Source organism: Natronorubrum amylolyticum (assembly GCF_052040145.1).
Taxonomy (GTDB): Archaea; Halobacteriota; Halobacteria; order Halobacteriales; family Natrialbaceae; genus Natronorubrum.
Window position 1 is genome coordinate 14,745 of sequence record NZ_JBPPFW010000001.1, and the last position, 21,800, is coordinate 36,544.

Consider the following 21,800-nt stretch of genomic DNA (forward strand, 5'->3'; position numbering starts at 1 on the left):
TAACGAGGTGCTATTATGGGACTGAGAGACGACCTCGAGCGATTCCGCGAGGTGGGCGAACAGCGCCGCGAGGATCTGGCCGACTTCATCCAGTACGGCGACCTCGCCGGCGGCCGCGGATCGATCCAGATCCCGGTCAAGATCGTCTCGCTGCCGGAGTTCGAGTACGACCAGCGCGACAAAGGCGGCGTCGGACAGGGTGAGGACGGGACGCCCCAGCCCGGCCAGCCGGTCGGCCAGCCCCAGCCCCAGCCGGGCGACAGCGACGGCGAGGACGGCGAACCCGGCGAGGAGGGCGGCGAGCACGAGTACTACGAGATGGACCCCGAGGAGTTCGCGGAAGAGCTCGACGAGGAGTTAGGGCTCGACCTCGATCCGAAGGGGAAGACGGTCGTCGAGGAGAAGGAAGGGCCCTTCACCGATATGACGCGGAGCGGTCCCAACAGCACGCTCGACTTCGAGCGGATGTTCAAGGAGGGACTCAAGCGCAAACTTGCGATGGACTTCGACGAGGAGTTCCTCAAAGAGCTGTGCAAGGTCGAGGGCATCGAGCCCCGCGAGGTGTTCGAGTGGGCCCGCGGCGAGAGCCTCCCCGTCTCGATGGCGTGGGTCGAAGAGGCCTACAGGGAGATTCCTGACGAGGAACGCGGCACGTGGTCCTCGATCGAAGAAGTCGAGGAAAACGTCGAGCGCGAGTCGGTTCAGCAGAAGATTCGACGCGAGGGGATCAAACACGTCCCCTTCCGCCGCGAGGACGAGCGCTACCGCCACCCCGAGATCATCGAGGAGAAAGAGAAGAACGTCGTCGTGGTCAACATCCGCGACGTCTCCGGCTCGATGCGCGAGAAGAAACGCGAACTCGTCGAGCGGACGTTCACGCCGCTGGACTGGTATCTCCAGGGCAAGTACGACAACGCCGAGTTCGTCTACATCGCCCACGACGCCGACGCCTGGGAGGTCGAACGCGACGACTTCTTCGGCATCCGCAGCGGCGGCGGGACGAAGATCTCGAGCGCGTACGAACTCGCCAACGAGCTGTTGGAGGAGTACCCTTGGAGCGACTGGAACCGGTACGTCTTCGCGGCGGGCGACTCGGAGAACTCGAGCAACGACACCGGCGAGCGCGTCATCCCGATGATGGAGCAGATAGACGCCAACCTCCACGCCTACGTCGAAACTCAACCCAGCGGTAACGCGATCAACGCCACCCACGCCGAGGAACTCGAGCGACACTTCGGCACCGACGCCGAGGACGTCGCGGTGGCGTACGTCAACAGCAAGGAGGACGTGACGGACGCGATCTACGAGATCCTCTCCACGGAGAGTGACGACAATGAGTAAACGCAACTCCAACGCGGACCGATTCCGCAAACAGGCGATCGCCGCCGATCTCGAGGAACCGGTCGATGAGGCCAGAAACCTCGCCGTCAAACTCGGCCTCGAGCCCTACCCGGTCAAGTACTGGATCATCGACTACGACGAGATGAACGAACTCATCGCCTACGGCGGCTTCCAGAGTCGCTACCCTCACTGGCGGTGGGGGATGCAGTACGACAAGCAACAGAAGCAGGGCCAGTACGGCGGCGGGAAGGCCTTCGAGATCGTCAACAACGACAATCCGGCCCACGCCTTCCTCCAGGAGTCGAACACGATCGCCGACCAGAAGGCCGTGATCACCCACGTCGAGGCCCACTCCGATTTCTTCGCGAAAAACGAGTGGTTCGGCCTCTTCACCAGCGGTCGGGCCGACGACGATCAGGTCAACGCCGCCGCGATGTTAGAGCGCCACGCCCGCGCCATCGACGAGTACATGTCCGATCCCGAGATCGACCGCGCGGAGGTCGAGAAGTGGATCGACCACTGTCTCTCCCTGGAGGACAACATCGATCAACACCAGGTGTTCAGTCGGCGACTGGAGATCGACGGCCCCCGCGACGACCTCGACGACGACATCGCGGAGAAGCTCGACGAACTCGGGCTCTCGGACGAGATCAAAGGCGAAGTGTTCGACGAGGAGTGGCTCGAGAAACTCGAGGCGGCCGACGAGGCGGTCACCTTCCCCGAGGAGCCCCAGAAGGACGTCCTCTCGTTCGTCCGCGAACACGGCAAGCAGTTCGACGGCGAGGCGGGACGGGCCGCCGAGATGGAGGAGTGGCAGCGGGACATCCTCGACATGATGCGCGCGGAGGCGTACTACTTCGCCGCCCAGAAGATGACGAAGGTGATGAACGAGGGGTGGGCCGCCTACTGGGAGTCGACGATGATGACCGACGAGGGATTCGCCGGCGACGACGAGTTCATGAACTACGCCGATCACATGGCCAAAGTGCTCGGCTCCGGCGGGCTCAACCCCTACAGCCTCGGGATGGAGCTCTGGGAGTACGTCGAGAACCGGACGAACCGCCGGGAGGTCTTAGAGCGCCTGCTCCGCGTCGATGGCGTCTCCTGGCGCAACCTGATGGACGTCGTCGACTTCGAAGCGGTCTTAGAGACCCTTGAACCCCCAGCAGCCATCGCGTCGATCACACCCGAGACGCTCGATCGACTCGAGGCGGTTCCCGAGGAGTGGGTCGATCGGGAGGCGCTCGAGCAGGCACGGGATGGCGAAATCGACGTCGAAACGTACCCGTGGAAGGTGTTGACCACTGAGGGGCTGGCGCGGCGCCACTACTCGCTGGTCAAGCGCCAGCACCGCGGCTTCCTGACCCGGGTGAGTCAGAACGATCTCGAGCAGATCGGTCGCTACCTCTTCGACGACGCTCGCTACGAGACCGTCGAGGAGGCGCTCGCGGACGTCGACTTCTCTGCGGGCTGGGATCGGATGTACGACATCCGCGAGAGCCACAACGACGTCACGTTCCTCGACGAGTTCCTCACGACGGAGTTCATCACGGAGAACAACTACTTCACCTACGAGCACTCCCAGGCGACGGGCCAGTTCCACGTCGCCAGCGACGCCGCCGAGGACGTCAAGAAGAAGCTGCTGTTGCAGTTCACCAACTTCGGGAAGCCGACCATCGCGGTCTACGACGGGAACTACAACAACGCGAACGAACTCCTGTTGGGCCACCAGTACAACGGCGTCATGCTCGATCTCGGACAGGCCAGGGAGACCTTGAAACGGATCTTCGAACTGTGGGGCCGGCCCGTGAACCTGTTGACGATCGTCAAGGACGTCGACGAACACGATATCGAGGTGGCGAAACGACGCAACCGGGAACCCGAACCCGAAGAGCGCGGCAAACTCATCCGGTACGACGGCGAGGACGTGACGATCGACGACGTCCCGTGGGAGGAGGTCGAGCACCTCTCGGCCGACGACGTCGATTACGACACGAAACCCGACGAGTGGCTCGCCTGACCGTTCTTTCGTCCGTTTTCGACCGCAGTAAACACTCGGAAGGCTTTTGCCGCCGATCGCACATGCTCGGGATGTGATGGATGGGGAAGGGGGCGAGGCGGTCGAACAGCGACGAGTCGACGCTGACTCGTTCGATCTGCCGTCAGTCCTCGCACAACTGGATAGGCGCGAACCGACCGACCAGCGAGCGGCCGTCGAAACGATCCGCGACACGCTCGACGAGCGTCCCGGCGACTGCGTGCCGACGGTCCCGAAGCTCCGCGCCCTGCTCGAGCAGCCGGCGCTCGAGTTTCACGAGTCGGTCGCGTACTGCCTGGCCGAACTCGCGGCCGAGTCGCCCGCGGACGTGGCGCCGTCGGTCGACGTCATCGTCTCCTTTGTCGAGGCGAACGCGGATCAGCCGGCGACGCGAGAACTCCTCCGGTGTCTGGCCGTCGTCGCCGACGAGCAGCCGTCGGCCGTGATCGAGCATACGGCCACGATCGCGGACGTGGTCGACCGCCGGTCCGGCTACGACGACTGGGGACTCCGCGTGATCCAGCAGGTGTCGCGAACGACGCCGACCGCGGTACACTCCGCGCTCCCAGTACTCACCGACGCGCTGGCGGCGGATCCGGAAACCAACGGCGTTCCCGTTCTTCCGACGCTGGGTCGGCTGACCCGATCGGAGACGCCGCCGGAAACGCTCGGGTTCGTCGAGCGGGCGATCGATCTCGTCGACCACGACGATCCCCCGCTCCGGCGCAACGCCATCGGCTGTCTGGCGGACGTCGCCCACCACGCCCCCGCGGCGGTCGAACCGGTCTGTGACGACCTCGGTGGGGCACTCGAGTCCGCGGATCCGGAGACGCGCGCGAACGCCGCCGTGTTGCTCGCACGCGTCACCGCGGCAACGGGTCGGGACCTCGGTCCCGCACGAGAGCCATTGCTCGAACTGCTCACGGACGATTTCGATCGCGCGCGGGCGAACGCGTGCGTCGCACTCGGCCACGGACGGGTCGAGGCGGCCGCGGATCGACTCGAGACGCTGGCAGCCGACGATCCGGCGTCGATCGTCCGCGAGCGGGCCGACTGGGCGCTTGACCGACTCTCCTGATTCCCTCTTTGACTCCGTCGACCGAAACACAGTGGAGGCTGGCCGCCGAGATGCGACGTATGTCACGGGAGCTGTTTTCCGTCGAGACCGACGCACGGTTGACGACCGTCGACGTGACCGATCGGATCGCCGCGGCCGTTCCTGTCGACCTCGAGTCCGGGACGGCGACGGGGTTCGTCGAGCACACGACGGCCGGATTGATCGTCCAGGAGAACGAGTCGCGGTTGCGCGGCGACCTCGAATCGTTCCTCCGGGAGTTGGTTCCCGACGAGGGACACGCACACGATCAGTTAGACGGAAATGCGGATTCGCACCTCCGAGCGGCGCTGCTCGGGCCGGACGTGACGATACCGGTCGAAGACGGCGAGCTGGCGCTCGGAACGTGGCAGTCCGTGCTGCTGGTCGAGTGCGACGGGCCGCGGATGCGGACGGTGTCCGTGTCGACTGTCGGCGAGTAGTGGATGCTCGAATCGGTGTCGAGCAGCGATTCGCCGCGCGAGCCCGGCAGTCGATTTTGTTCGTGAGACTTAGTACGATGCTCGACGGGCCGAAGCGTCAGTCCTGACCGCAGAACTATTTTCATAGAGTACCATAACTGTGTGATATGAAAACCGAATACAAGCTCATCTCTGTCGGAACCGTGATCGCTCTCGTCGGTTTTCTCCCGGAGATATAGGTCGCCGCTCGAGCACTGCGGCTGCACCTGTTCCTCGTCGGGTTCGTCACCGCTTTCGTCGGGATCGGTCTGTTGTTGCGGTCCTCCGCCGAATTCGATCTGGCGTAACGCTAGATCCGAATCGGTCGATCCGCAGACACGCAGTCGACGCCCCGCCACTCGAGCAGTTTCGCCGTAAGACGTCGCTCGAGCGACCACGCGTGGATCTCGAGGTCGACGGACTTCGCTCGCGGGACGAGGTTCGTCGTGAGACAGCGCCAGTAGTTCGCGCCGATGACGTCGCAGTCGAGTTCGACCGCGGTCGTGACCGGCGTCTCGAGGCGGCGACTCACCAGCAGGCCCGTCGGCTGGCTGCGATCGATCTCGCGGATCGTCTCGAGTTCGGGCAGCAGAAAGGAGGTCGTGACGACGCGATTTTCGACGTCTTCGATGGCCTCGAGGACGTCCGCCGCTATTCCGGTGGCCTTCATCTCGAGGTTGACTTCGACGTTCGGCGGGAGGGCCTCGAGCATCTCCTCGAGCGTGGGGACGCGTTCGCCGGAGCCGAGAACGGTGTGGGCCTTGAGTTCCTCGAGCGCGGTGTCGGCGACCGTGCCGGTGCTCCCGGTCACGCGGTCGATCGTGTCGTCGTGGATGACGACGAGTTCGCCCGACCCACAGCGTCGGACGTCGAACTCGACGGCGTCCGCGTACTCGGCGGCCGATCGAATCGCTGCGATCGTGTTCTCGGGGGACGTGGCGGCAAAGCCTCGATGAGCGATCAGACGCATTCGGTGGGACAACGACCGCGAGCGGCTTTAGCTTAACCGAGGCGCTAAGCCCCCTTCCTCAACGAGCGACCGAAGGGAGCGAGTAGGGAGGGGATACAGCGTTCACAAGAGCAAGCTCTTGTGCAGCCCATCAGAAACGCGAGCGTTTCTGAGGACGTCCCCAGAAATCGAAGATTTCTGGTGTGCGAACGAGACGCGGAGCGTCTCGTTAACGCCGCACAGTTCTCAAACGTGTTCGGTAGCCGGCCCACAGGCCCACGCAGTCGGTAGCTTTTTTCGTTAGGGTGTCATACTAACCACCGAACCCAATGCAGTACGACCTCGACTCAGGTTCGCATTCGGTCTACTCACTCCACTATCACCTGATACTCACGACGAAGTATCGGCGAGGAGTGCTAACCGAAGAACGAACCAACTTCATTCGAGGTATCATCGAAGGGTTCGCGGACAACTACGGCGTCGAACTCCTCAACCTCGACGGCGAGGACGACCACGTACACCTCCTGTTCAAGGCCAAGCCAACCACAGACCTCGTGAAGTTCATCAACACCGTGAAGGGTGCGACCGCCCGTCGCATCCGTAACGAGTACGAGGACGAACTCAAGAACGAACTGTGGGGCGACTCGTTTTGGAACAGTTCCTACTGCCTCCTTTCAACGGGGCAGGTGTCGCTCGACGTTCTGAAACAATACGTCGATAACCAGCGAGAGTCCTGATGTACTACGCCTATAAGTATCGCCTCACGCCGTCCGACGCCCACCGAGAGGAGTTGGACCGCCACCGAGATATTTGTAGGCAAACGTACAACCACTTCCGCTACCGACTCGGCGAGTACCGCGAGGAGAACGGCGAACTGCCGTCCATGACCTCGCTTCGGTCGGAGCTACCCGGCCTCAAAAAGAGGTGGGACGACCTCACAGACGTGTACTCGAAGGTGCTTCAGACCGTTGTAGAACGGCTGTTCGACAATCTCAAAGGCCTCTCCGCACTCAAGCGGAAGGGGTACGGCGTCGGGATGCTCAAGTGGAAACCGCCACGGGAGTTCCGCAGTTTCACGTACAGTCAATCCGGCTTCAAGCTCGACAAAAAGGGCGGTCGGACGCTACTGTGCCTCTCGAAACTCGGCGACATACCGATACGGCTTCACCGTGAGATACCCGACGACGCGAAACTCAAGCAGGTCACGCTCAAGAAGGAGCCGACCGACGAATGGTACGCTACCTTCGGCGTCGAACTCGACCGTGAGCCGCCGACGAAGCCCGAGAATCCCGAGCGGTGCGTTGGTATCGACGTGGGGATTCTCAAGTACGCTCACGATACCGACGGTCATGCCGTCGGGTCACTCGACCTTTCCGACGAACGCGAGCGGCTTGAACGCGAGCAACGGAAACTCTCGCGGAAGGAGTACGGGTCGAACAACTACGAGCGTCAGCGTCGGCGAGTGGCGAAGTGCCACGCCGACCTGAAGCGAAAACGCCGGGATTTCCTTCACAAGCTCTCGGCGTACTACGCTCGGGAATACGGCCTCGTAGCGGTCGAGGACTTGAACGTGAAGGGGATGCTCGAATCCCCGTCGAACAGTCGAAACACCGCGTCCGCCGCATGGCGAACGTTCCTCTCGCTACTCGAATACAAGTGTGAGCGGAACGGAACGCACTTCGTCGCCGTCGAACCGGCAGGAACGACGAAGGAATGCGCGTCGTGCGGTGTCCCGACTGATAAGCCGATGTGGGTCCGCGAACACTCCTGTCCATCGTGCGGTTTCACGGCGGATAGGGACGCGAACGCTGCATGGAACATTCTTTCTCGGGGCGTCAAGCAGGTAGGAGTGGGACACTCCGAATCAACGCCTGTGGAGACTGCACTCCCTGTGGATACATCAGTATCTGCAAAGCGCGTCGTTGAAGCAGGAAGCCCTACCCTCAAGCGCGAGCCGTCAGGCGAGCGGTAGGGTAGGGTAGTTCACTGACTCGTTCGCTGTCAGAAGGTGGGTATCGCGTCCGGTCGCGTCGCCGATGGACTCGAGGGATATGGCGTACAGTTCGGCTCTCGCCGTCCCCCGATTGCCGGGGACAACTCGACCCGAGTTCCAAACCTATTAGCAACTGTCGTTAACTCGGTATCCAATCTACTCGGAAACGATTATCGCTGCCGATGTATCAGACACGAATACGTTGCACTGACACGAGGTGATCTTTCAGTTATGACTGACCGATTCGACGATCCGATCGACGTGCTCCTCGTCGAGGATAATCCGGGCGACGTTCGACTCACGCAGGAGGCGTTCAAACAGCTCTCGATCGAGACGACGATTCACGTCGCCACTGACGGCGACGAAGCCCTCGAGTTCCTCACCGAGCGTCGGGACAACGATCCGGACTCCGTCCCCGATCTCGTCCTCCTCGATCTGAACCTCCCGCGGGTGAACGGACTCGAGTTCCTCGAGACGATCAAAGACGACGCGACGCTCACGAGGATTCCAGTCCTCGTCCTGACGAGTTCCGACGCCGTCGAAGACGTCCTCGACAGCTACGAACTCTCGGCGAACGCCTACCTGACCAAGCCGACCGACCCGGTCGAGTACGAGGCGATGGTCGAAGCCGTCGCGGAGTTCTGGCTCCAGAAGGCGGCGTTGCCGCCGGTCTCTTCGTAGCGTTCGTCGCGTCCGAGCAGGTCCTCCCCGAGTTTGCGTTCCCTGCGCTTGGGTCGCGTGTCGACTTGCCACCCCCGACATTGATCTAACGGGGCGTGGCAGTGACGGTATGCCTTCGACCGAGTTCGACGTCGACTTCGACGGAACCGTCGCGGTGATCACGGGCGCGAGCGGCGCGCTCGGAAGCGCGGCCGTCGACCGCTTTCGGGCGGCCGGCGCGACGGTCTGTGCCGTCGACGTTGTCGCCCCCGACGACGAGGACAGCCTGCTCGAGACCGACAAGCGAACCCACTTCTACGAGGCGGATCTGACCGACGAAGCCGACGTCGAGCGACTCGTCTCGGCTATCGTCGACGATCACGACCGGATCGATCACCTGCTGAACATCGCGGGCACCTGGAGCGGCGGCGACCCGATCGAGGAGACCGATCTCGACGAGTTCGACCTCCTGATGAACGTCAACCTGAAGACCGCCTTTCTTGCCGCGAAACACGCCCTCCCACAGCTCCAAGAGAGCGAGGGTTCGATCGTGAGCATCAGCGCGCGGTCGTCGCTCGAGGGCGGCGAGGGCGACGGTCCCTACCGGATCACGAAGGCGGGAATTCGGCTGCTGACGGAGACCCTAGCCGCGGAGAACCGCGGCACGGTTCGAGCTAACTGCGTGATGCCGAGCGTGATCGACACGCCGATGAACCGCGAGATGATGCCCGACTCGGATCACGACTCGTGGGTCGATCCATCCGAGATCGCGGAGGTGATGGCCTTTCTCTGTAGCGACGGCGCAGCGGTGACCAGCGGCGCGGCCGTACCGGTCTACGGAGAGGCGTAACCGATCCCGACGGCGGTTCTGAGAACTCGTCCTCCCTGCCATTTCCGTCGAGGGGCACGTGTTCCTGACGAGAGTACCAACATCTATTCGCAACTCTCTTATCAGTATAATATGTATGTCGCCTATGATCGTAGAACTGGCAGCCGCGTTCACCGCCGCCTTTCTGATCGTCGCTTTCGGGGCGTACGCCGGGGCGAAGATGGCGCTTCGGTCGTTCTTCGGAAGGAAGTTCGTCGACGCCGAGACCGGCACGTTCACGCTCCCCGATTCGGCGTTCGACGACTCGACGGGCGAGAAGAGCGAATGAGTCCGTCCTCGAGGACGGCGCCGTCTCTCCGTGTACGGGTTCAATCCGATACGAGTTCGGTCGACTTCCAGACGACGTGTCGACTCTCAGTCGGTAGCCGCTGTAAATGCGTGAAACTGCGGTACAGTGGGGCTAGAGGTTCTCGTCGATCCAGCCCGCGAAGTCCTCGGTGAGGAAGTCGACGTAGTCTATCACTCCCAGCGAGAGGGAGACGATGAGCACGACGAGGATCGGCACGCGAATCGCCCAGATCCACGCCTGGCCGAGCGAGCCGAGGTCACCGATCCCTTTCTCGAGTTCCTGCACAGCGATCTTCGGCGTAATCCAGCCGACGAGGATAACCAGCATGAGCGCACCGAACACCAGCAAGACGCCGTCCGCGAAGCCGTCGAGCAGGTCGAGGAAGATCAGGTCGTAGGTGACCGGCACGCCCAGCAGGTAGATGACGCCGCCCATGCCGAGCGCCGCCTTCCACCGTTCGACGCCCTTCTCGTCGATGACGTAGGCCGTCACGACCTCGAGCAGGGAGATCGCACTCGAGAGCGCGGCGATAGCGACGGTTCCAAAGAAGACGAGACCGAGGATGTGGCCCCCAGTGACGTCCGCGAACGCTTCGGTCATCGAGATGAAGATCGCTCCGGCACCACCCTCACCCGGCTCGGTGATTCCGGCCGAGAAGAAGATGGGGAAGACGACCAGCCCAGTCAGGAACGCGATTCCGGTGTCGAACCCGATGATCGCGGTCCCGTCTTTGGCCAGATTGCGGTCCTCACCGAGATAGGAGGCGTAGGTGATCATCACACCCATCCCGAGCGAGAGGGTGAAGAAAGCCTGTCCCGCGGCCGCCGGGAGCAGTTCCTGCCAGTTGTCGGCGATGACGCCGAACTCCGGCGAGAGGTAGTACTCGTAACCGGCACCGGCGTCGGGGAGCGTAAAGGCCCAGATGGCCATGCCGACGAGCAGGAGGACGATCGCCGGAACCATCACCTTCACGGCGAGTTCGATCCCCTGTCGGATCCCGAGCGCGACGATTCCGATCGTCAGCGCCATGAACACCGTGTGGAAGAAGAAGGCGTCTAATCCGGTCGACAGCTCGCCGAACATCGCGCCCGCTTCGCCGCCGTACTCGGCGAGGTGACTCGAGTAGCTCCCGCGGAAGCCCTCGAGGAAGTAGCGGATGAACCAGCCGGCGACGACGCTGTAGAACGAGAGGATGACGAAGCCGGTGACGATGAAGATGCCACCGACGTACTTCCAGGCGTCCCCGCCCAGTTCGATCAGCGCGCCGACCGGGTTTCGTTTGGTCTTCCGCCCGACGACGAACTCGACGAGGATCGCCGGGAAGCCGACCAGCGCCACGAACAGGAGGTAGACGAGCAAGAACGCGGCCCCGCCACCTTCTCCCGTGACGAACGGGAACCGCCAGATGTTACCTAACCCCACCGCGCTCCCGACCGCGGCGAGGATAAAGCCTGTTCTCGTCGCCCACGTCTCGCGTTGTGCCATACGGCAGCCAATCCAATCCACTTCTAAATACCTTACTAGATATTGGAACTATCATATGAGAACTGTCACCTCGGTTCGATCGATCGAGCGGTCGGAACGGTTCCGATACCCCGTCGCAGGACACTATTTCTCAAATACATCATGCTTGGTAATATCTAACTCGATCGGCAACAGTCGAAAAATATCGGACAAATGACACTTTTCTGACCTATAAGTTATCGTGAGCGGATCTTGCGGTCCGTCCGTTTCGAGGGTTCGTCACCGTTCAACCAGTCGGCTACCCGGACGATAGCGCCTGCTTCGCTCGTTTTCCGCCGAAGTCGGACTGTAAGCACGGCCATCAACGACTCGCCACCCACGGAATTTCGAATTGCGTTTCGGCTGTCAACGACAACCGTTCCCCACCACAACATATAACACACATACGCAGAATCTAGCGACCAGAACGGAGGTTTGTGAATGTCTACCGTCGATACAGTGATCGATCGTGGCCGGGGGATGACCACCGAGCAGTTGCTCCTGCTCGTCGTCGGACTCGGCGCGTTCCTGTTGCTCGGAGATCTGATCATCGGAATCCTCAACGGAACGTACAGTATCTCACGTGTCGCTCGATACGTGGTGGAAGGAACGCTCTACGGGCTTATCATCGGGCTCGCGGGGATCGGGCTCTCGATGACCTACAGTATCCTCAACTTCGCGAACTTCGCACACGGGGACTACGTAACGTCGGGGGCGTTTTTCGGGTGGGGTGTTACCTATCTCGTTGCCGGCTGGGGGGCCGCTAGTTTCGGTCACTTGGTGCTCGTCGCCCCACAGCGCGGCGTCGGTGGGGCACAACTCGAGATCGCGATCACCTCGACGCCGTTTGCGATCATGGCGGGGCTGCTCGTCGCCGGCGTCGGCACGGCGATTTTCGTGTACCTAATCGACCGAATCGTCTACAAGCCGATGCGTGGCTCGGGTGGGATTCCACTGTTGATTACGAGTATCGGGGTCGCCTTCGCACTCCGCTACATTATCGTGTTCGTCTACTCGAACCGCACGCGCGGGACGACCCTCGGTGGACTCCCCTCGTTCGATCTGCTGTTGGTCGACGGCTTTGTCTCCATCGACGTCCACGACGCCACGCTGATCGTCGCTGCCGTGGCGCTCATGCTCGGCGTCCACCTGATGCTTCAGCGGACGAAACTCGGGAAAGCGATGCGGGCGATGTCGGACAACAGGGATCTCGCGCTCGTGACCGGGATTCCGACCGAACAGATCATTCGCTGGACCTGGATGATCGGCGGCGGGTTGGCCGGGAGTGCCGGCTACCTCATGGTGCTGTGGACGGGAACGATCGACTGGCAGTTCGGCTGGCTGCTCCTGTTGTTGATCTTCGCCGCGGTGATCCTCGGCGGGATCGGGTCGATCTACGGCGCCATCTTCGGCGGGCTGATCATCGGGATCAGCATGCACCTGTCGATGGTGTGGCTCCCCGGCGGTGACTTTACGACCATCACGGCGTTCCTGATCATGATTCTCGTCTTGATGATCAAACCATCCGGTCTCTTCGGAGGGAAGACAACAGCATGAGTACGAACACAACGGACAGACGGGCCCAACTGGAATCGCTCTGGGAACACGACGCCGTCAAGATCCTCGCGGTCTTCGGCACGATCTACATCACCTACGCGCTGGTCGGCCTCGCGTTAGGCTACTCGCTCGACGGGATCGTCAACACGTTGCGGCGGATGACGTACCTGATCGCCGTCTACGGGATGGTGACGCTGGCGTTGAACCTCCACTGGGGGTACACCGGTCTCTTCAACATCGGTATCGCCGGCTTCATGGCGGTTGGATTGTACGTCACGATGATCCTGGCGAAACCCGCCGATCCGACCGGTGCCGCCCAGTACGCCGGACTCGGACTGCCGATGCCGATCGCCATCATCGGCGGCGTCGTCGCCGCCGGACTCGCCGGACTGATCGTCGCGATTCCGGCGCTCAGGTTGCGCGCGGACTACTTCGCGATCACGACGATCGCGTTCGCCGAGATCGTTCGGCTCGGGATCACCTCCGGGGCGCTACAGGAGTTCACGATCTTCGGCACCCAACTCGGCACCGGCGGCGGCCGCGGACTCATTCGGAACTACGGCGACCCGATGAACGTGATCTTCGAACTCGAGGTGTTCAGTTCGTTCGTCGATCTGACCAACAGCCTGTTCGGGTTCGGACCGACGCAGGCGCGGGCGCTCGCCTACTCGATGGTGCTGGTGCTGGTGCTCGTCGGGATCTACTGGCTCATCCAGCGAACCAGTCGGTCGCCGTTCGGTCGCGTGCTGAAGGCGATTCGCGAGGACGAGGAGGCGGCCCAGTCGCTCGGGAAGAACACGAACCACTTCAAGATCAAGGTGTTCGTGCTCGGCTGTGCGCTGATGGGGCTGGCCGGTATCCTCTGGCGCTTCCGCCGAACGGGTGTCACGCCGGAGGCGTTCCGCCCGCACGTGACGTTCTACATCTGGATCGCGCTGATCATCGGCGGTGCGGGGTCGAACACCGGCAGCGTGCTCGGGTCCGGGCTGTTCGTCGCCATCCTCTTCGAGGGGCCACAGTACTTCCGCCGACTCGTCGATCAGGTCGTCACGTTCGGCGACGCGCCGAACACGTTCGCTGGCTCCGTCGCACCGATCCTCTCGGGGGACATCGCTCCGTTCGTGCGGTACACCTTCGAGGAGTTCACGACGCTCCAGTTCGTCCTGATGGGCGTCGCGCTCATCCTCCTCATGCATCGTCGGCCCGAAGGGTTACTGGGCCATCGTGAGGAGACGGCGGCGGCGATACCGTTGACGAGACGGCCGGGCGACGAGAGCACCGCCGGTCGCGGGGGTGATTCGTCGTGAGCGACACCGAAATCGAATCCTCGGAAGTACCGAACGACGCTGTGGACCCGGAACCGCAGCGAAACGACGTCGAGCTGTCCGTCGACGGCCTCGTCAAGCGCTTCGGCGGGATTACGGCCGTCGACGGCGCGAGCTTCGAGGTCGAATCCGGCGCGATGACCGGACTGATCGGTCCGAACGGGGCCGGGAAGTCGACGACGTTCCACTGCATCACGGGCATTCACCGACCGGACGGCGGCACGGTTCGGTTTCAGGGGCGGGATATCACAGGCATTAGACCCTACGAGTGTGCCGACTACGGACTCGTCCGCACCTTCCAGATCGCCCGCGAGATGGCCAACATGACGGTCCTCGAGAATCTCATGCTCCCGGCACAGAATCAGTCGGGCGAACAGCTCTGGCGCTCGGTGCTGCCGTTCGCCCGCCAGGAGGTCGAACGGGAGGAACGCGAACTGCTCGAGCGTGTGTGGGAGGTCCTCGAGTTCTTCGAGATCGAACACATCGCCGAGGAGAAAGCTGGCAATCTCTCGGGCGGGCAACGAAAACTGCTCGAGATGGCGCGAGCGCTGATGATCGAGCCGGAGATGCTGTTGCTCGACGAGCCGTTCGCGGGCGTCAACCCGACGCTCGAGCACAAACTCCTCGATCACATCCACGAACTTCGCGAGGAGGGCTACACCTTCCTCATCGTCGAACACGACATGGACCTTATCATGGAGAACTGCGAACGCGTTATCGTGATGCATCAGGGGTCGGTGCTGGCCGAAGGGGAACCCGAGACGATCACGTCGAACGAGCAGGTTATCGAGGCCTACCTCGGAGGTGAGGTCTGATGTCGATGCTCGACGTGAGCGGGCTCGACGCGGGCTACGGCGACCTGCAGATCTTAAGCGATGTCGACCTCGACGTCGCCGAAGAGGAGTACGTGGTCATCGTCGGCCCTAACGGGGCCGGGAAGTCGACGGCGATGAAGTCCGTCTTCGGACTGACGACGTACATGGGCGGCTCGGTCGAGTTCCGAGAGGAGGAGATCACCGGCCGCACGCCCGACGAAATCATCCACCAGGGGATCGGCTACGTCCCCCAGAACGACAACGTCTTCGCCTCGTTGACGGTCGAAGAGAACCTCGAGATGGGGGCGTACATCTTGGACGAGGTGCCCGAGGACGCACTCGAGAGCGTCTACGACCAGTTCCCCATCCTGCGGGAACGAAAGGACCAGAAAGCCGGCTCGATGAGCGGCGGCCAACAGCAGATGGTCGCGATGGGCCGCGCGCTGATGCTCGATCCGGATCTGCTGTTGCTCGACGAGCCGAGCGCCGGGCTGGCGCCGGATCTGGTCGACGAGATGTTCGATCACGTCGACGCGATCAACGACAACGGAACCGCGCTGCTCGTCGTCGAACAGAACGCGAAGAAGGCGCTCCGGCGCTGTGACCGGGGCTACGTGCTGGTCCAGGGCCAGAACCGCTACGTCGACTCCGGCGACGCGCTGTTGAACGACGAGGAGGTCCGCCAGCAGTTCCTCGGCGGCTAGTCGTCGGCTGTTCTGGTTTCAGTGTCTCTTTTGACTTCACGGTGGCTCGAGCGAGTGCTGGCTCGATACCGTTCTCTACGGTTCTGTTGAACTCCTACGGGAGTCCCACCTCTACGGTAAGTACAGAAGATGGCGTTGCCGCTCGGACCGATCGAACCACGTGCGGTGGCGTGCGCTGAGACGTGGTGAACGATGAGTGAACCACGGCTCAAATTCGCACGAGGGATGAGGGAGCGAGTCTGCGAGCGACCGAATCGGCTGGGGTGGACGTGGTAATCACTGCCGCCAGCGTGAGCCGATCACTCGTCTTCAGTTCCCGTCGTCTACAGTCGAGTGTCCACTAAGCAGGCGCAGTGACGTGCGTTTCGCGCTAAAACACCTCAGAAGAGTGTGGTTTCACAATGTTTCCGATGCCACAGTGAACTGGGAATCCCCCAGACGAACGACGGTCGCGATAGCTTGAGTGAGCCGTCCCTCGACACTGACGCAAAAGAAATCGGATCTATCCTCGGTCGTCGCTTACTCCGACAGCGCGGACTCGAGTTCGCCGCTGTACGAGCCCTGCTCGGATTCGAACGAGACCTGGTTGAGTCCCTCGCCGCCTTGGTCCTCTTCGAAGGCGGTGACGAACTGCTCGGACAGCTGTTGGCCGTAGTCGTTGTTGACGTACATCGTTGCGACCGTCTCAGCCCCGAGGCGGTTCGCCGCCACTTCGGCCATAACCTGTCCCTGCAGCAGGTCGCTGGGGGCGGTTCGGAAGAAGTAGCCGTCGTCGTCGATGTCCGAGAGGCTAAGCGCCGTACTGGACGGCGAACACTGGACGACGTTCGCACTGCTGCTGTCCCCGACGAACGAGACGGTGTTCCCGGACGACCCCGCGCCGACGATCGACGGGTAGCCGGCGTCGATGAGGGCACCACCGTTGCTGATGGTGGTGTCCTCGTCGGTCTCGGTGTCCTCGACCTGCAGGTCGATGTCGAAATCGGTACCGTCGAACTGGTCTGCGGCGAGTTCGCCCGCTTGAACCATCGGTGTCCCGAGCTGTCCCAGGTCACCTGTCTCCGGGAGCAGCATCGAGACCATCACGTCGTCGCGGTCCGTTCCGCCGGGAGAGTCGTCGTCCATCTCGCCGCCGGGCTCCGACCCCTCGAACGTGACCGTATCGACCGTCTCGATACCGTCGCCGAGTTCCCAGACGTCGTAGGCCGCCTCCGCCGGGTCGCCGACGTCGTCGAAGTCGACGGTACTCGAGGCTCCCTGGTAGTTGATGTCCTCGCCGTCGGCAGCCGCTGCGGCCGCCTCCTCGAGTTCGCCCGGACCGTACTGGTCGCCGTTAGGGTTCGCGATCCGTCGCATCTGGCCGCGGATCGCTTCGCCGTCGTTCTCACCGGCCGCGATGTTCGCTAGGATACACACGGCGACGGCGTCGAACGTGTGTGCGGTGAAGACCCCAGGAGTCGCGTCGTACGCGTCCTCGTAGAGGTCGGTGTACGCGTCTTCGTTCGGCCCGTCAGAGGACGGACCCGTCCCGGTGACGTTCTCCATGTCGTTCCCCACTTCGTTCGGCAGGTCGCCGTCTTGCATCCCGTCCGGGACGATGATCTCGGTTCCGTTGTCGTGGTCGGAGTAGAAGTCCCGGAAGATCTGAATCCCACTCTCGGGATAGCCGATGATGTTCAGTACGTCGGGTCCGTCACCACCGACCTCGTCTTCGTCCCCAATACAGCCGGCGAGGCCGACTGTACCCACAGCACCGATACTACTCAGCACGCGTCGTCGGTTGAGTCGCTGCACCATGGGTAACAGTGGCAATACCTCATATATATGTCTTGTGTGAACGGAGACCAACGTCGATTCGTCAACTAGAGGGGGTATTGTCCGACGAATTCCAGGAATTACCGTTCATATCGGTACGTATTCCGTACGTAGGTGTGCGCGTTACCGATAGAGTGTAACGAGCGGAGCGCCCGTTTCGACGACCTCCTCCTGATCAACCATGATATAGTTACGCACACCCATAGATGGGATAATACTACGAGTTACCGAACGCTTTTGAGGAACGTGGTCGTTGCCTCGGGCAATGAACGGGAGGGTTCATCAATGACCATGGAGGATCGGATCGACGAACTCGAGGAGCTTCGCGAAGAGGCCCGTCTCGGCGGTGGTGAGGAGCGAATCGAGAAGCAACACGACAAGGGGAAGATGACGGCCCGCGAACGGATCGATTACTTCCTCGACGAGGGAACCTTCACCGAGTTCGACCAGCTTCGGACCCACCAGACGAGCCAGTTCGGGATGGAAGAGAAGAAGGTGCCCGGCGACGGCGTCGTCACGGGTTACGGCGAGGTCAACGGGCGCACCGTCTTCGTCTTCGCCCACGACTTCACCGTCTTCGGCGGCTCGCTCGGCGAAGTCTTCGCCGAGAAGATCTGTAAGGTCATGGACATGGCGATGGAAGTGGGCGCTCCCATCGTCGGACTCAACGACTCCGCCGGCGCCCGCATTCAGGAGGGCGTCAAGAGTCTCGCCGGCTTCACCGAAATCTTCCGCCGGAATCAAGAAGCCAGCGGCGTCGTTCCGCAGATCTCCTCCATCATGGGTCCCTGTGCGGGCGGTGCGGTCTACTCGCCGTCGATCACCGACTTCATCTTCATGGTGAAAGACACGAGCCACATGTACATCACCGGCCCCGGCGTCACCAAGACCGTCACCGGGGAGGAAGTCACACATGAGGAACTCGGCGGCGCCATGACTCACGCCGGCAAGACTGGCGTCGCCCAGTTCGCCTGCGAGAGCGAGGAACAGGCCCTCGACGATATCAAACGGCTGCTCTCTTACCTCCCCCAGAACAACGTCGAAGATCCGCCGCGCGTCGAGCCCTGGGACGACCCCGACCGTCGCGACGAAGAACTCAAGTCGATCGTGCCGCCAAGTCCGCAGAAGCCCTACGACATGACCGACGTCATCGACAGCGTCGTCGACGAGGGCTCGTTCTTCGAGGTGGCGGACAACTTCGCCAAGGAGATCGTCGTCGGCTTCGGCCGTCTGGATGGCCGCTCGGTCGGCCTCGTCGCCAACCAGCCCCGCGTCAACGCCGGCACGCTCACCGTCGACTCCTCGATGAAAGGGTCCCGATTCATTCGCTTCTGTGACTCCTTCAACATCCCCATCGTCACCTTCGTCGACGTCCCCGGTTACATGCCCGGGACCGACCAGGAACACCGCGGGATCATCCGCCACGGCGCGAAACTCCTCTACGCGTACTCGGAGGCGACCGTCCCGCTGCTCACCGTCATCACCCGCAAGGCCTACGGCGGTGCCTACTGCGTCATGGCCTCGAAGAACCTCGGCGCCGACGTCAACTACGCCTGGCCGACCGCCGAGATCGCCGTCATGGGCCCCCAGGGCGCGGTCAACATCCTCTACCGCAAGGAACTCGCCGAGTCCGACAACCCCGACGAGCTGCGCGACGAACTCATCGAGGAGTACCGCGAGGAGTTCGCCAACCCGTACACTGCAACGGACAAGGGCTTCCTCGACGACGTCATCGTCCCGACCGAGACCCGACCGCGGCTGATCGACGACCTCGAGATGCTCGAGACGAAACGCGAGTCGAATCCGGACAAGAAACACGGCAACATCCCACTGTAACGCATGGCATCACAGAAACAGGCCGAGTCGGGCGATGCCGGTCGGTCCGCGGCGAACGAGAGAGGCGAAGCGGCCGCGAGCGCGCTCCCCGCCGACGTCGCCCTCGAACTCCCCGACGATGCGAACGACGAGGAAGCCGCGGCCATCGTGGCGGCCGTCGGCGCCCACCTCCACGATCACGCGCTGGCGGTCGCCGCGGCGGCGGCCGCGGACGACGAGGAGACGTGGGACGAGAAACGCTGGGCGTTCGCGGGTCGGATCCAGGCCCAGCAGTCACGGACCGTGCGCGTCCCGCGAGACGCGCCGACGAACGTCTGGTCGGCTGCCGGGCGAACCGATCGGTTCTGACGCGGCCCCAGCCGCGCGTTTCACCTCTCGATTCGGCCGCACTCGAGGAGCGTCTCAGCCCTCGACTGGGGCTCTTCTCCAGTCTCGCATGTGGGATCGACGAGTCTGGCGTTCGACCTCGCGTGTCTACCGTCTTGCGAGTCAATGAATGCAATTAAGAGACCCCACACACAACCCCCGAGCATGGCCACGGAAACCGAGTCTACGACGGATATGGGTGTTGGACTGGCGCTCGCGCTCGGCGCAGTCGCGTCGATCGGTGCACTGTTGATGTTTGTCGGCGCGCCAGATATGACGGCTGCCTGGGGGTTCGCGGCGGCGATGCTCTTTAGCTCGCTGGCAGTCGTCGGCATCCACCTCTACTGGGACTAACTCACACACCGGTCGAAACGCCGGTGACAGTCAGCGTAATCGACCTGAAACGGCCTATAAAAGTTAAGAGCAACGACGCCCTAGAGGCAGCCACGGACGATGACCGACTACTCCAACGAAGAGCAGCGAATTCTCTCACACCTCCGAGAGAGCGCCGCCCGAGGTGAACAGTACTTCCGGGCGAAGAACATCGCGGACGCGATCGGATTGTCCTCGAAACAGGTAGGTGTCCGTCTCCCCCACCTCGCGGAGAAAGCCGACGAGGTCGACATCGAAAAGTGGGGCCGTGCCCGTTCGACGACCTGGAAAGTCACCATCAGTTAAATCCGCATACCGCGCGTTTTCGCGCTCGGACGTCGATCCCCGCTCGGTCCACGGTCTTTTTAATAGTGACTCACGCAGGTAGAGCCATGACTGTACGGGTCGACCGTTCGTTCGAGCTGTCGGCATCACCCGAGCGCGTCTGGGAGTTCATCGCCGACCCGGAGAACCGGGCCCAGGCAATCAGCGTCGTTCAGGAGTACACCGTCGACGACCCCGAGGGTCGGCGAGTAACCTGGCACGTCGAATTGCCCATCCCGCTCGTCCGCAAGACTGTCGCCGTCGAGACCGAAGACGTCACTCGCGAGCCGCCGGAGTACGTCGAGTTCGTCGGGAAATCGAAGGTGATGCAGGTTACCGGAAAACACGAGATCGTCGAGACGGAAGCCGGCTCTCGTCTCGAGAACAACTTTACCGTCGACGGGAAACTTCCGGGCGTCGAGAAGTTCTTCAAGCGCAATCTGGACGGCGAACTCGAGAACCTCCGTCGGGCGCTCGAACGGGATATCGAGCGGACTCGGTCGGAGGAGTCGTGATGGCGGCTTCGACCGCGGACGGACTCCGGATCGCGCTCGCCCAGATCGAGGTCGAACCCACCGAGGTCGACGCGAACGTCGAGCGAGCGCTCGAGGCGGTCTCGAGGGCCGCCTCCCGGGAGGTAGATCTGGTCGCGCTGCCGGAGCTGTTCAACGTGGGCTACTTCGCGTTCGACAGCTACGAGCGCCTCGCCGAGCCGTTCGAGGGAGAGACGTTCACGCGACTTCAAGAGGCCGCGGCCGAGCACGAGATCGCCGTTCTCGCGGGGAGCATCGTCGAGGACCTGGCGGCCACCGAGACCGTCGCAACGCCCGCCGAGGAGGGACTCGCGAACACGGCCGCGCTGTTCGACTCGAGCGGCGCGTTACAGCTGGTCTACCGGAAACACCACCTCTTCGGCTATCAGTCAGCCGAGTCGGAGCTGCTGGTGCCCGGCGAACGCATCGAGACTACCGAAATCGGCGGCGTCACCGTCGGCGTGACCACCTGCTACGACCTGCGATTTCCGGAGCTCTACCGACGGCTGATCGACGCCGGCGCAGAACTGGTGCTCGTGCCGAGTGCGTGGCCGTATCCGCGGATCGAACACTGGAAGACGCTTTCACGTGCCCGCGCGATCGAAAATCAGTGTTTCGTCGCGACGATCAACGGTTCCGGCGAGTTCGACGACGCCGACGCGACGCTGCTCGGCCGCTCGACCGTCCACGACCCCTGGGGGACCGCGCTTTCCTCGAGCGGCGACGAGCCGACGCTGGTCGTGAGCGACATCGATCTCGACTCGCTCAAGCGCGTGCGCGAGGAGTTTCCGGCGCTCCGGGATCGGCGGCTGTAGTCTCGAGGCGCGTAATCGACGATCGCGACCGACCGAGCGCGGGCGAAATCGTCAGGCGACGAGACGATCCCGCGACCGCTGACTTTTTATCCCGTGGCGGTATTTATTCGAGTGCCGGTTGA

22 protein-coding genes are annotated in these 21,800 nt (G+C 62.6%); 19 read left to right on the plus strand and 3 right to left on the minus strand.

Going from position 1 to position 21,800, the window contains the following annotated elements:
• Positions 1-15: 15 nt before the first annotated feature.
• The 4 genes from ACSFDB_RS00075 (at position 16) to ACSFDB_RS00090 (ending at position 4,915) form a co-directional block, all read left to right on the plus strand.
• Positions 16-1,341: a YeaH/YhbH family protein gene (locus ACSFDB_RS00075; RefSeq protein WP_440769033.1), complete on the plus strand. Its 1,326-nt coding sequence runs from the start codon at positions 16-18 to the stop codon at positions 1,339-1,341.
• Complete coding sequence (locus ACSFDB_RS00080) at positions 1,334-3,361, plus strand: SpoVR family protein (RefSeq protein WP_440769034.1); 2,028 nt, start codon at positions 1,334-1,336, stop codon at positions 3,359-3,361. The genes ACSFDB_RS00075 and ACSFDB_RS00080 overlap by 8 nt, the downstream gene beginning before the upstream one ends.
• A 76-nt stretch (positions 3,362-3,437) precedes the next feature.
• Entirely contained in the window at positions 3,438-4,457 is a 1,020-nt protein-coding gene (locus ACSFDB_RS00085; RefSeq protein ID WP_440769035.1) for a HEAT repeat domain-containing protein, read from the plus strand.
• A 59-nt stretch (positions 4,458-4,516) separates the two neighbouring features.
• Positions 4,517-4,915: a secondary thiamine-phosphate synthase enzyme YjbQ gene (locus tag ACSFDB_RS00090; protein WP_440769036.1), complete on the plus strand. Its 399-nt coding sequence runs from the start codon at positions 4,517-4,519 to the stop codon at positions 4,913-4,915.
• Between the two features lie 328 nt (positions 4,916-5,243).
• Here ACSFDB_RS00090 and ACSFDB_RS00095 read toward each other — a convergent pair whose 3' ends face one another.
• Entirely contained in the window at positions 5,244-5,903 is a 660-nt protein-coding gene (locus tag ACSFDB_RS00095; RefSeq protein WP_440769037.1) for a glycerophosphodiester phosphodiesterase, read from the minus strand.
• 308 nt (positions 5,904-6,211) lie between these two features.
• Between ACSFDB_RS00095 and tnpA the strand changes: the two genes are divergently transcribed.
• The 5 genes from tnpA (at position 6,212) to ACSFDB_RS00120 (ending at position 9,692) form a co-directional block, all read left to right on the plus strand.
• Positions 6,212-6,619 (plus strand): IS200/IS605 family transposase, encoded by a 408-nt coding sequence (gene tnpA, locus ACSFDB_RS00100; protein ID WP_440769038.1) that lies wholly within the window; start codon positions 6,212-6,214, stop codon positions 6,617-6,619.
• The gene (locus ACSFDB_RS00105) at positions 6,619-7,854 is read left to right on the plus strand and encodes an RNA-guided endonuclease InsQ/TnpB family protein (protein ID WP_440769039.1); all 1,236 of its coding nucleotides are present in this window, start codon (positions 6,619-6,621) and stop codon (positions 7,852-7,854) included. The genes tnpA and ACSFDB_RS00105 overlap by 1 nt, the downstream gene beginning before the upstream one ends.
• 252 nt (positions 7,855-8,106) lie before the next feature.
• Positions 8,107-8,556, plus strand: coding sequence for a response regulator (locus tag ACSFDB_RS00110; protein ID WP_440769040.1), 450 nt, complete (start codon positions 8,107-8,109; stop codon positions 8,554-8,556).
• A 109-nt stretch (positions 8,557-8,665) separates the two neighbouring features.
• Positions 8,666-9,385: an SDR family oxidoreductase gene (locus ACSFDB_RS00115; RefSeq protein WP_440769041.1), complete on the plus strand. Its 720-nt coding sequence runs from the start codon at positions 8,666-8,668 to the stop codon at positions 9,383-9,385.
• Between the two features lie 124 nt (positions 9,386-9,509).
• Positions 9,510-9,692, plus strand: coding sequence for a hypothetical protein (locus tag ACSFDB_RS00120; RefSeq protein ID WP_440769042.1), 183 nt, complete (start codon positions 9,510-9,512; stop codon positions 9,690-9,692).
• 132 nt (positions 9,693-9,824) lie between these two features.
• Here ACSFDB_RS00120 and ACSFDB_RS00125 read toward each other — a convergent pair whose 3' ends face one another.
• Entirely contained in the window at positions 9,825-11,198 is a 1,374-nt protein-coding gene (locus ACSFDB_RS00125) for a sodium-dependent transporter (RefSeq protein ID WP_440769043.1), read from the minus strand.
• 459 nt (positions 11,199-11,657) lie between these two features.
• On the opposite strand from ACSFDB_RS00125, the gene ACSFDB_RS00130 reads away from it, so the two are divergent.
• From ACSFDB_RS00130 to ACSFDB_RS00145, 4 genes are read left to right on the plus strand one after another with little or no spacing between them, the layout of a single operon-like run.
• The gene (locus tag ACSFDB_RS00130; protein WP_440769044.1) at positions 11,658-12,773 is read left to right on the plus strand and encodes a branched-chain amino acid ABC transporter permease; all 1,116 of its coding nucleotides are present in this window, start codon (positions 11,658-11,660) and stop codon (positions 12,771-12,773) included.
• Positions 12,770-14,080, plus strand: a complete 1,311-nt coding sequence (locus ACSFDB_RS00135) for a branched-chain amino acid ABC transporter permease (RefSeq protein WP_440769045.1) — start codon at positions 12,770-12,772, stop codon at positions 14,078-14,080. Before ACSFDB_RS00130 ends, ACSFDB_RS00135 begins: the two co-directional genes overlap by 4 nt.
• A gap of 41 nt (positions 14,081-14,121) precedes the next feature.
• Positions 14,122-14,913 (plus strand): ABC transporter ATP-binding protein, encoded by a 792-nt coding sequence (locus ACSFDB_RS00140; protein ID WP_440770159.1) that lies wholly within the window; start codon positions 14,122-14,124, stop codon positions 14,911-14,913.
• On the plus strand, positions 14,913-15,617 hold the full coding sequence (locus tag ACSFDB_RS00145; RefSeq protein ID WP_440769046.1) for an ABC transporter ATP-binding protein: 705 nt from the start codon (positions 14,913-14,915) through the stop codon (positions 15,615-15,617). The genes ACSFDB_RS00140 and ACSFDB_RS00145 overlap by 1 nt, the downstream gene beginning before the upstream one ends.
• Positions 15,618-16,136: 519 nt before the next feature.
• On the opposite strand, the gene ACSFDB_RS00150 is transcribed toward ACSFDB_RS00145, so the two are convergent.
• Positions 16,137-17,414: an ABC transporter substrate-binding protein gene (locus tag ACSFDB_RS00150; RefSeq protein ID WP_440769047.1), complete on the minus strand. Its 1,278-nt coding sequence runs from the start codon at positions 17,412-17,414 to the stop codon at positions 16,137-16,139.
• Positions 17,415-17,723: 309 nt separating this feature from the next.
• Between ACSFDB_RS00150 and ACSFDB_RS00155 the strand changes: the two genes are divergently transcribed.
• The 6 genes from ACSFDB_RS00155 (at position 17,724) to ACSFDB_RS00180 (ending at position 21,678) form a co-directional block, all read left to right on the plus strand.
• On the plus strand, positions 17,724-19,268 hold the full coding sequence (locus ACSFDB_RS00155; protein ID WP_436347965.1) for an acyl-CoA carboxylase subunit beta: 1,545 nt from the start codon (positions 17,724-17,726) through the stop codon (positions 19,266-19,268).
• Between the two features lie 3 nt (positions 19,269-19,271).
• Positions 19,272-19,616, plus strand: a complete 345-nt coding sequence (locus ACSFDB_RS00160; protein WP_440769048.1) for a DUF8022 family protein — start codon at positions 19,272-19,274, stop codon at positions 19,614-19,616.
• A 183-nt stretch (positions 19,617-19,799) separates the two neighbouring features.
• Positions 19,800-19,988, plus strand: coding sequence for a DUF7525 family protein (locus ACSFDB_RS00165; RefSeq protein ID WP_090306643.1), 189 nt, complete (start codon positions 19,800-19,802; stop codon positions 19,986-19,988).
• Positions 19,989-20,087: 99 nt separating this feature from the next.
• Positions 20,088-20,312 (plus strand): DUF7123 family protein, encoded by a 225-nt coding sequence (locus ACSFDB_RS00170; RefSeq protein ID WP_006091498.1) that lies wholly within the window; start codon positions 20,088-20,090, stop codon positions 20,310-20,312.
• Positions 20,313-20,398: 86 nt separating this feature from the next.
• Positions 20,399-20,845, plus strand: a complete 447-nt coding sequence (locus ACSFDB_RS00175) for an SRPBCC family protein (protein WP_090306647.1) — start codon at positions 20,399-20,401, stop codon at positions 20,843-20,845.
• The gene (locus tag ACSFDB_RS00180) at positions 20,845-21,678 is read left to right on the plus strand and encodes a carbon-nitrogen family hydrolase (protein WP_440769049.1); all 834 of its coding nucleotides are present in this window, start codon (positions 20,845-20,847) and stop codon (positions 21,676-21,678) included. The genes ACSFDB_RS00175 and ACSFDB_RS00180 overlap by 1 nt, the downstream gene beginning before the upstream one ends.
• The last annotated feature ends 122 nt before the right edge of the window (positions 21,679-21,800 follow it).

Bases quoted from the DNA above. Each gene is read 5' to 3' on its own strand.
- ACSFDB_RS00145 (WP_440769046.1), top strand. From the start codon at position 14,913: ATGTCGATGCTCGACGTGAGCGGGCTCGACGCGGGCTACGGCGACCTG.
- ACSFDB_RS00170 (WP_006091498.1), top strand. From the start codon at position 20,088: ATGACCGACTACTCCAACGAAGAGCAGCGAATTCTCTCACACCTCCGA.
- ACSFDB_RS00175 (WP_090306647.1), top strand. From the start codon at position 20,399: ATGACTGTACGGGTCGACCGTTCGTTCGAGCTGTCGGCATCACCCGAG.
- ACSFDB_RS00160 (WP_440769048.1), top strand. From the start codon at position 19,272: ATGGCATCACAGAAACAGGCCGAGTCGGGCGATGCCGGTCGGTCCGCG.
- ACSFDB_RS00115 (WP_440769041.1), top strand. From the start codon at position 8,666: ATGCCTTCGACCGAGTTCGACGTCGACTTCGACGGAACCGTCGCGGTG.
- ACSFDB_RS00155 (WP_436347965.1), top strand. From the start codon at position 17,724: ATGGAGGATCGGATCGACGAACTCGAGGAGCTTCGCGAAGAGGCCCGT.
- tnpA (WP_440769038.1), top strand. From the start codon at position 6,212: ATGCAGTACGACCTCGACTCAGGTTCGCATTCGGTCTACTCACTCCAC.
- ACSFDB_RS00110 (WP_440769040.1), top strand. From the start codon at position 8,107: ATGACTGACCGATTCGACGATCCGATCGACGTGCTCCTCGTCGAGGAT.
- ACSFDB_RS00130 (WP_440769044.1), top strand. From the start codon at position 11,658: ATGTCTACCGTCGATACAGTGATCGATCGTGGCCGGGGGATGACCACC.
- ACSFDB_RS00075 (WP_440769033.1), top strand. From the start codon at position 16: ATGGGACTGAGAGACGACCTCGAGCGATTCCGCGAGGTGGGCGAACAG.
- ACSFDB_RS00095 (WP_440769037.1), bottom strand. From the start codon at position 5,903: ATGCGTCTGATCGCTCATCGAGGCTTTGCCGCCACGTCCCCCGAGAAC.
- ACSFDB_RS00120 (WP_440769042.1), top strand. From the start codon at position 9,510: ATGATCGTAGAACTGGCAGCCGCGTTCACCGCCGCCTTTCTGATCGTC.
- ACSFDB_RS00125 (WP_440769043.1), bottom strand. From the start codon at position 11,198: ATGGCACAACGCGAGACGTGGGCGACGAGAACAGGCTTTATCCTCGCC.
- ACSFDB_RS00135 (WP_440769045.1), top strand. From the start codon at position 12,770: ATGAGTACGAACACAACGGACAGACGGGCCCAACTGGAATCGCTCTGG.
- ACSFDB_RS00165 (WP_090306643.1), top strand. From the start codon at position 19,800: ATGGCCACGGAAACCGAGTCTACGACGGATATGGGTGTTGGACTGGCG.
- ACSFDB_RS00090 (WP_440769036.1), top strand. From the start codon at position 4,517: ATGTCACGGGAGCTGTTTTCCGTCGAGACCGACGCACGGTTGACGACC.
- ACSFDB_RS00180 (WP_440769049.1), top strand. From the start codon at position 20,845: ATGGCGGCTTCGACCGCGGACGGACTCCGGATCGCGCTCGCCCAGATC.
- ACSFDB_RS00150 (WP_440769047.1), bottom strand. From the start codon at position 17,414: ATGGTGCAGCGACTCAACCGACGACGCGTGCTGAGTAGTATCGGTGCT.
- ACSFDB_RS00080 (WP_440769034.1), top strand. From the start codon at position 1,334: ATGAGTAAACGCAACTCCAACGCGGACCGATTCCGCAAACAGGCGATC.
- ACSFDB_RS00105 (WP_440769039.1), top strand. From the start codon at position 6,619: ATGTACTACGCCTATAAGTATCGCCTCACGCCGTCCGACGCCCACCGA.
- ACSFDB_RS00085 (WP_440769035.1), top strand. From the start codon at position 3,438: ATGGATGGGGAAGGGGGCGAGGCGGTCGAACAGCGACGAGTCGACGCT.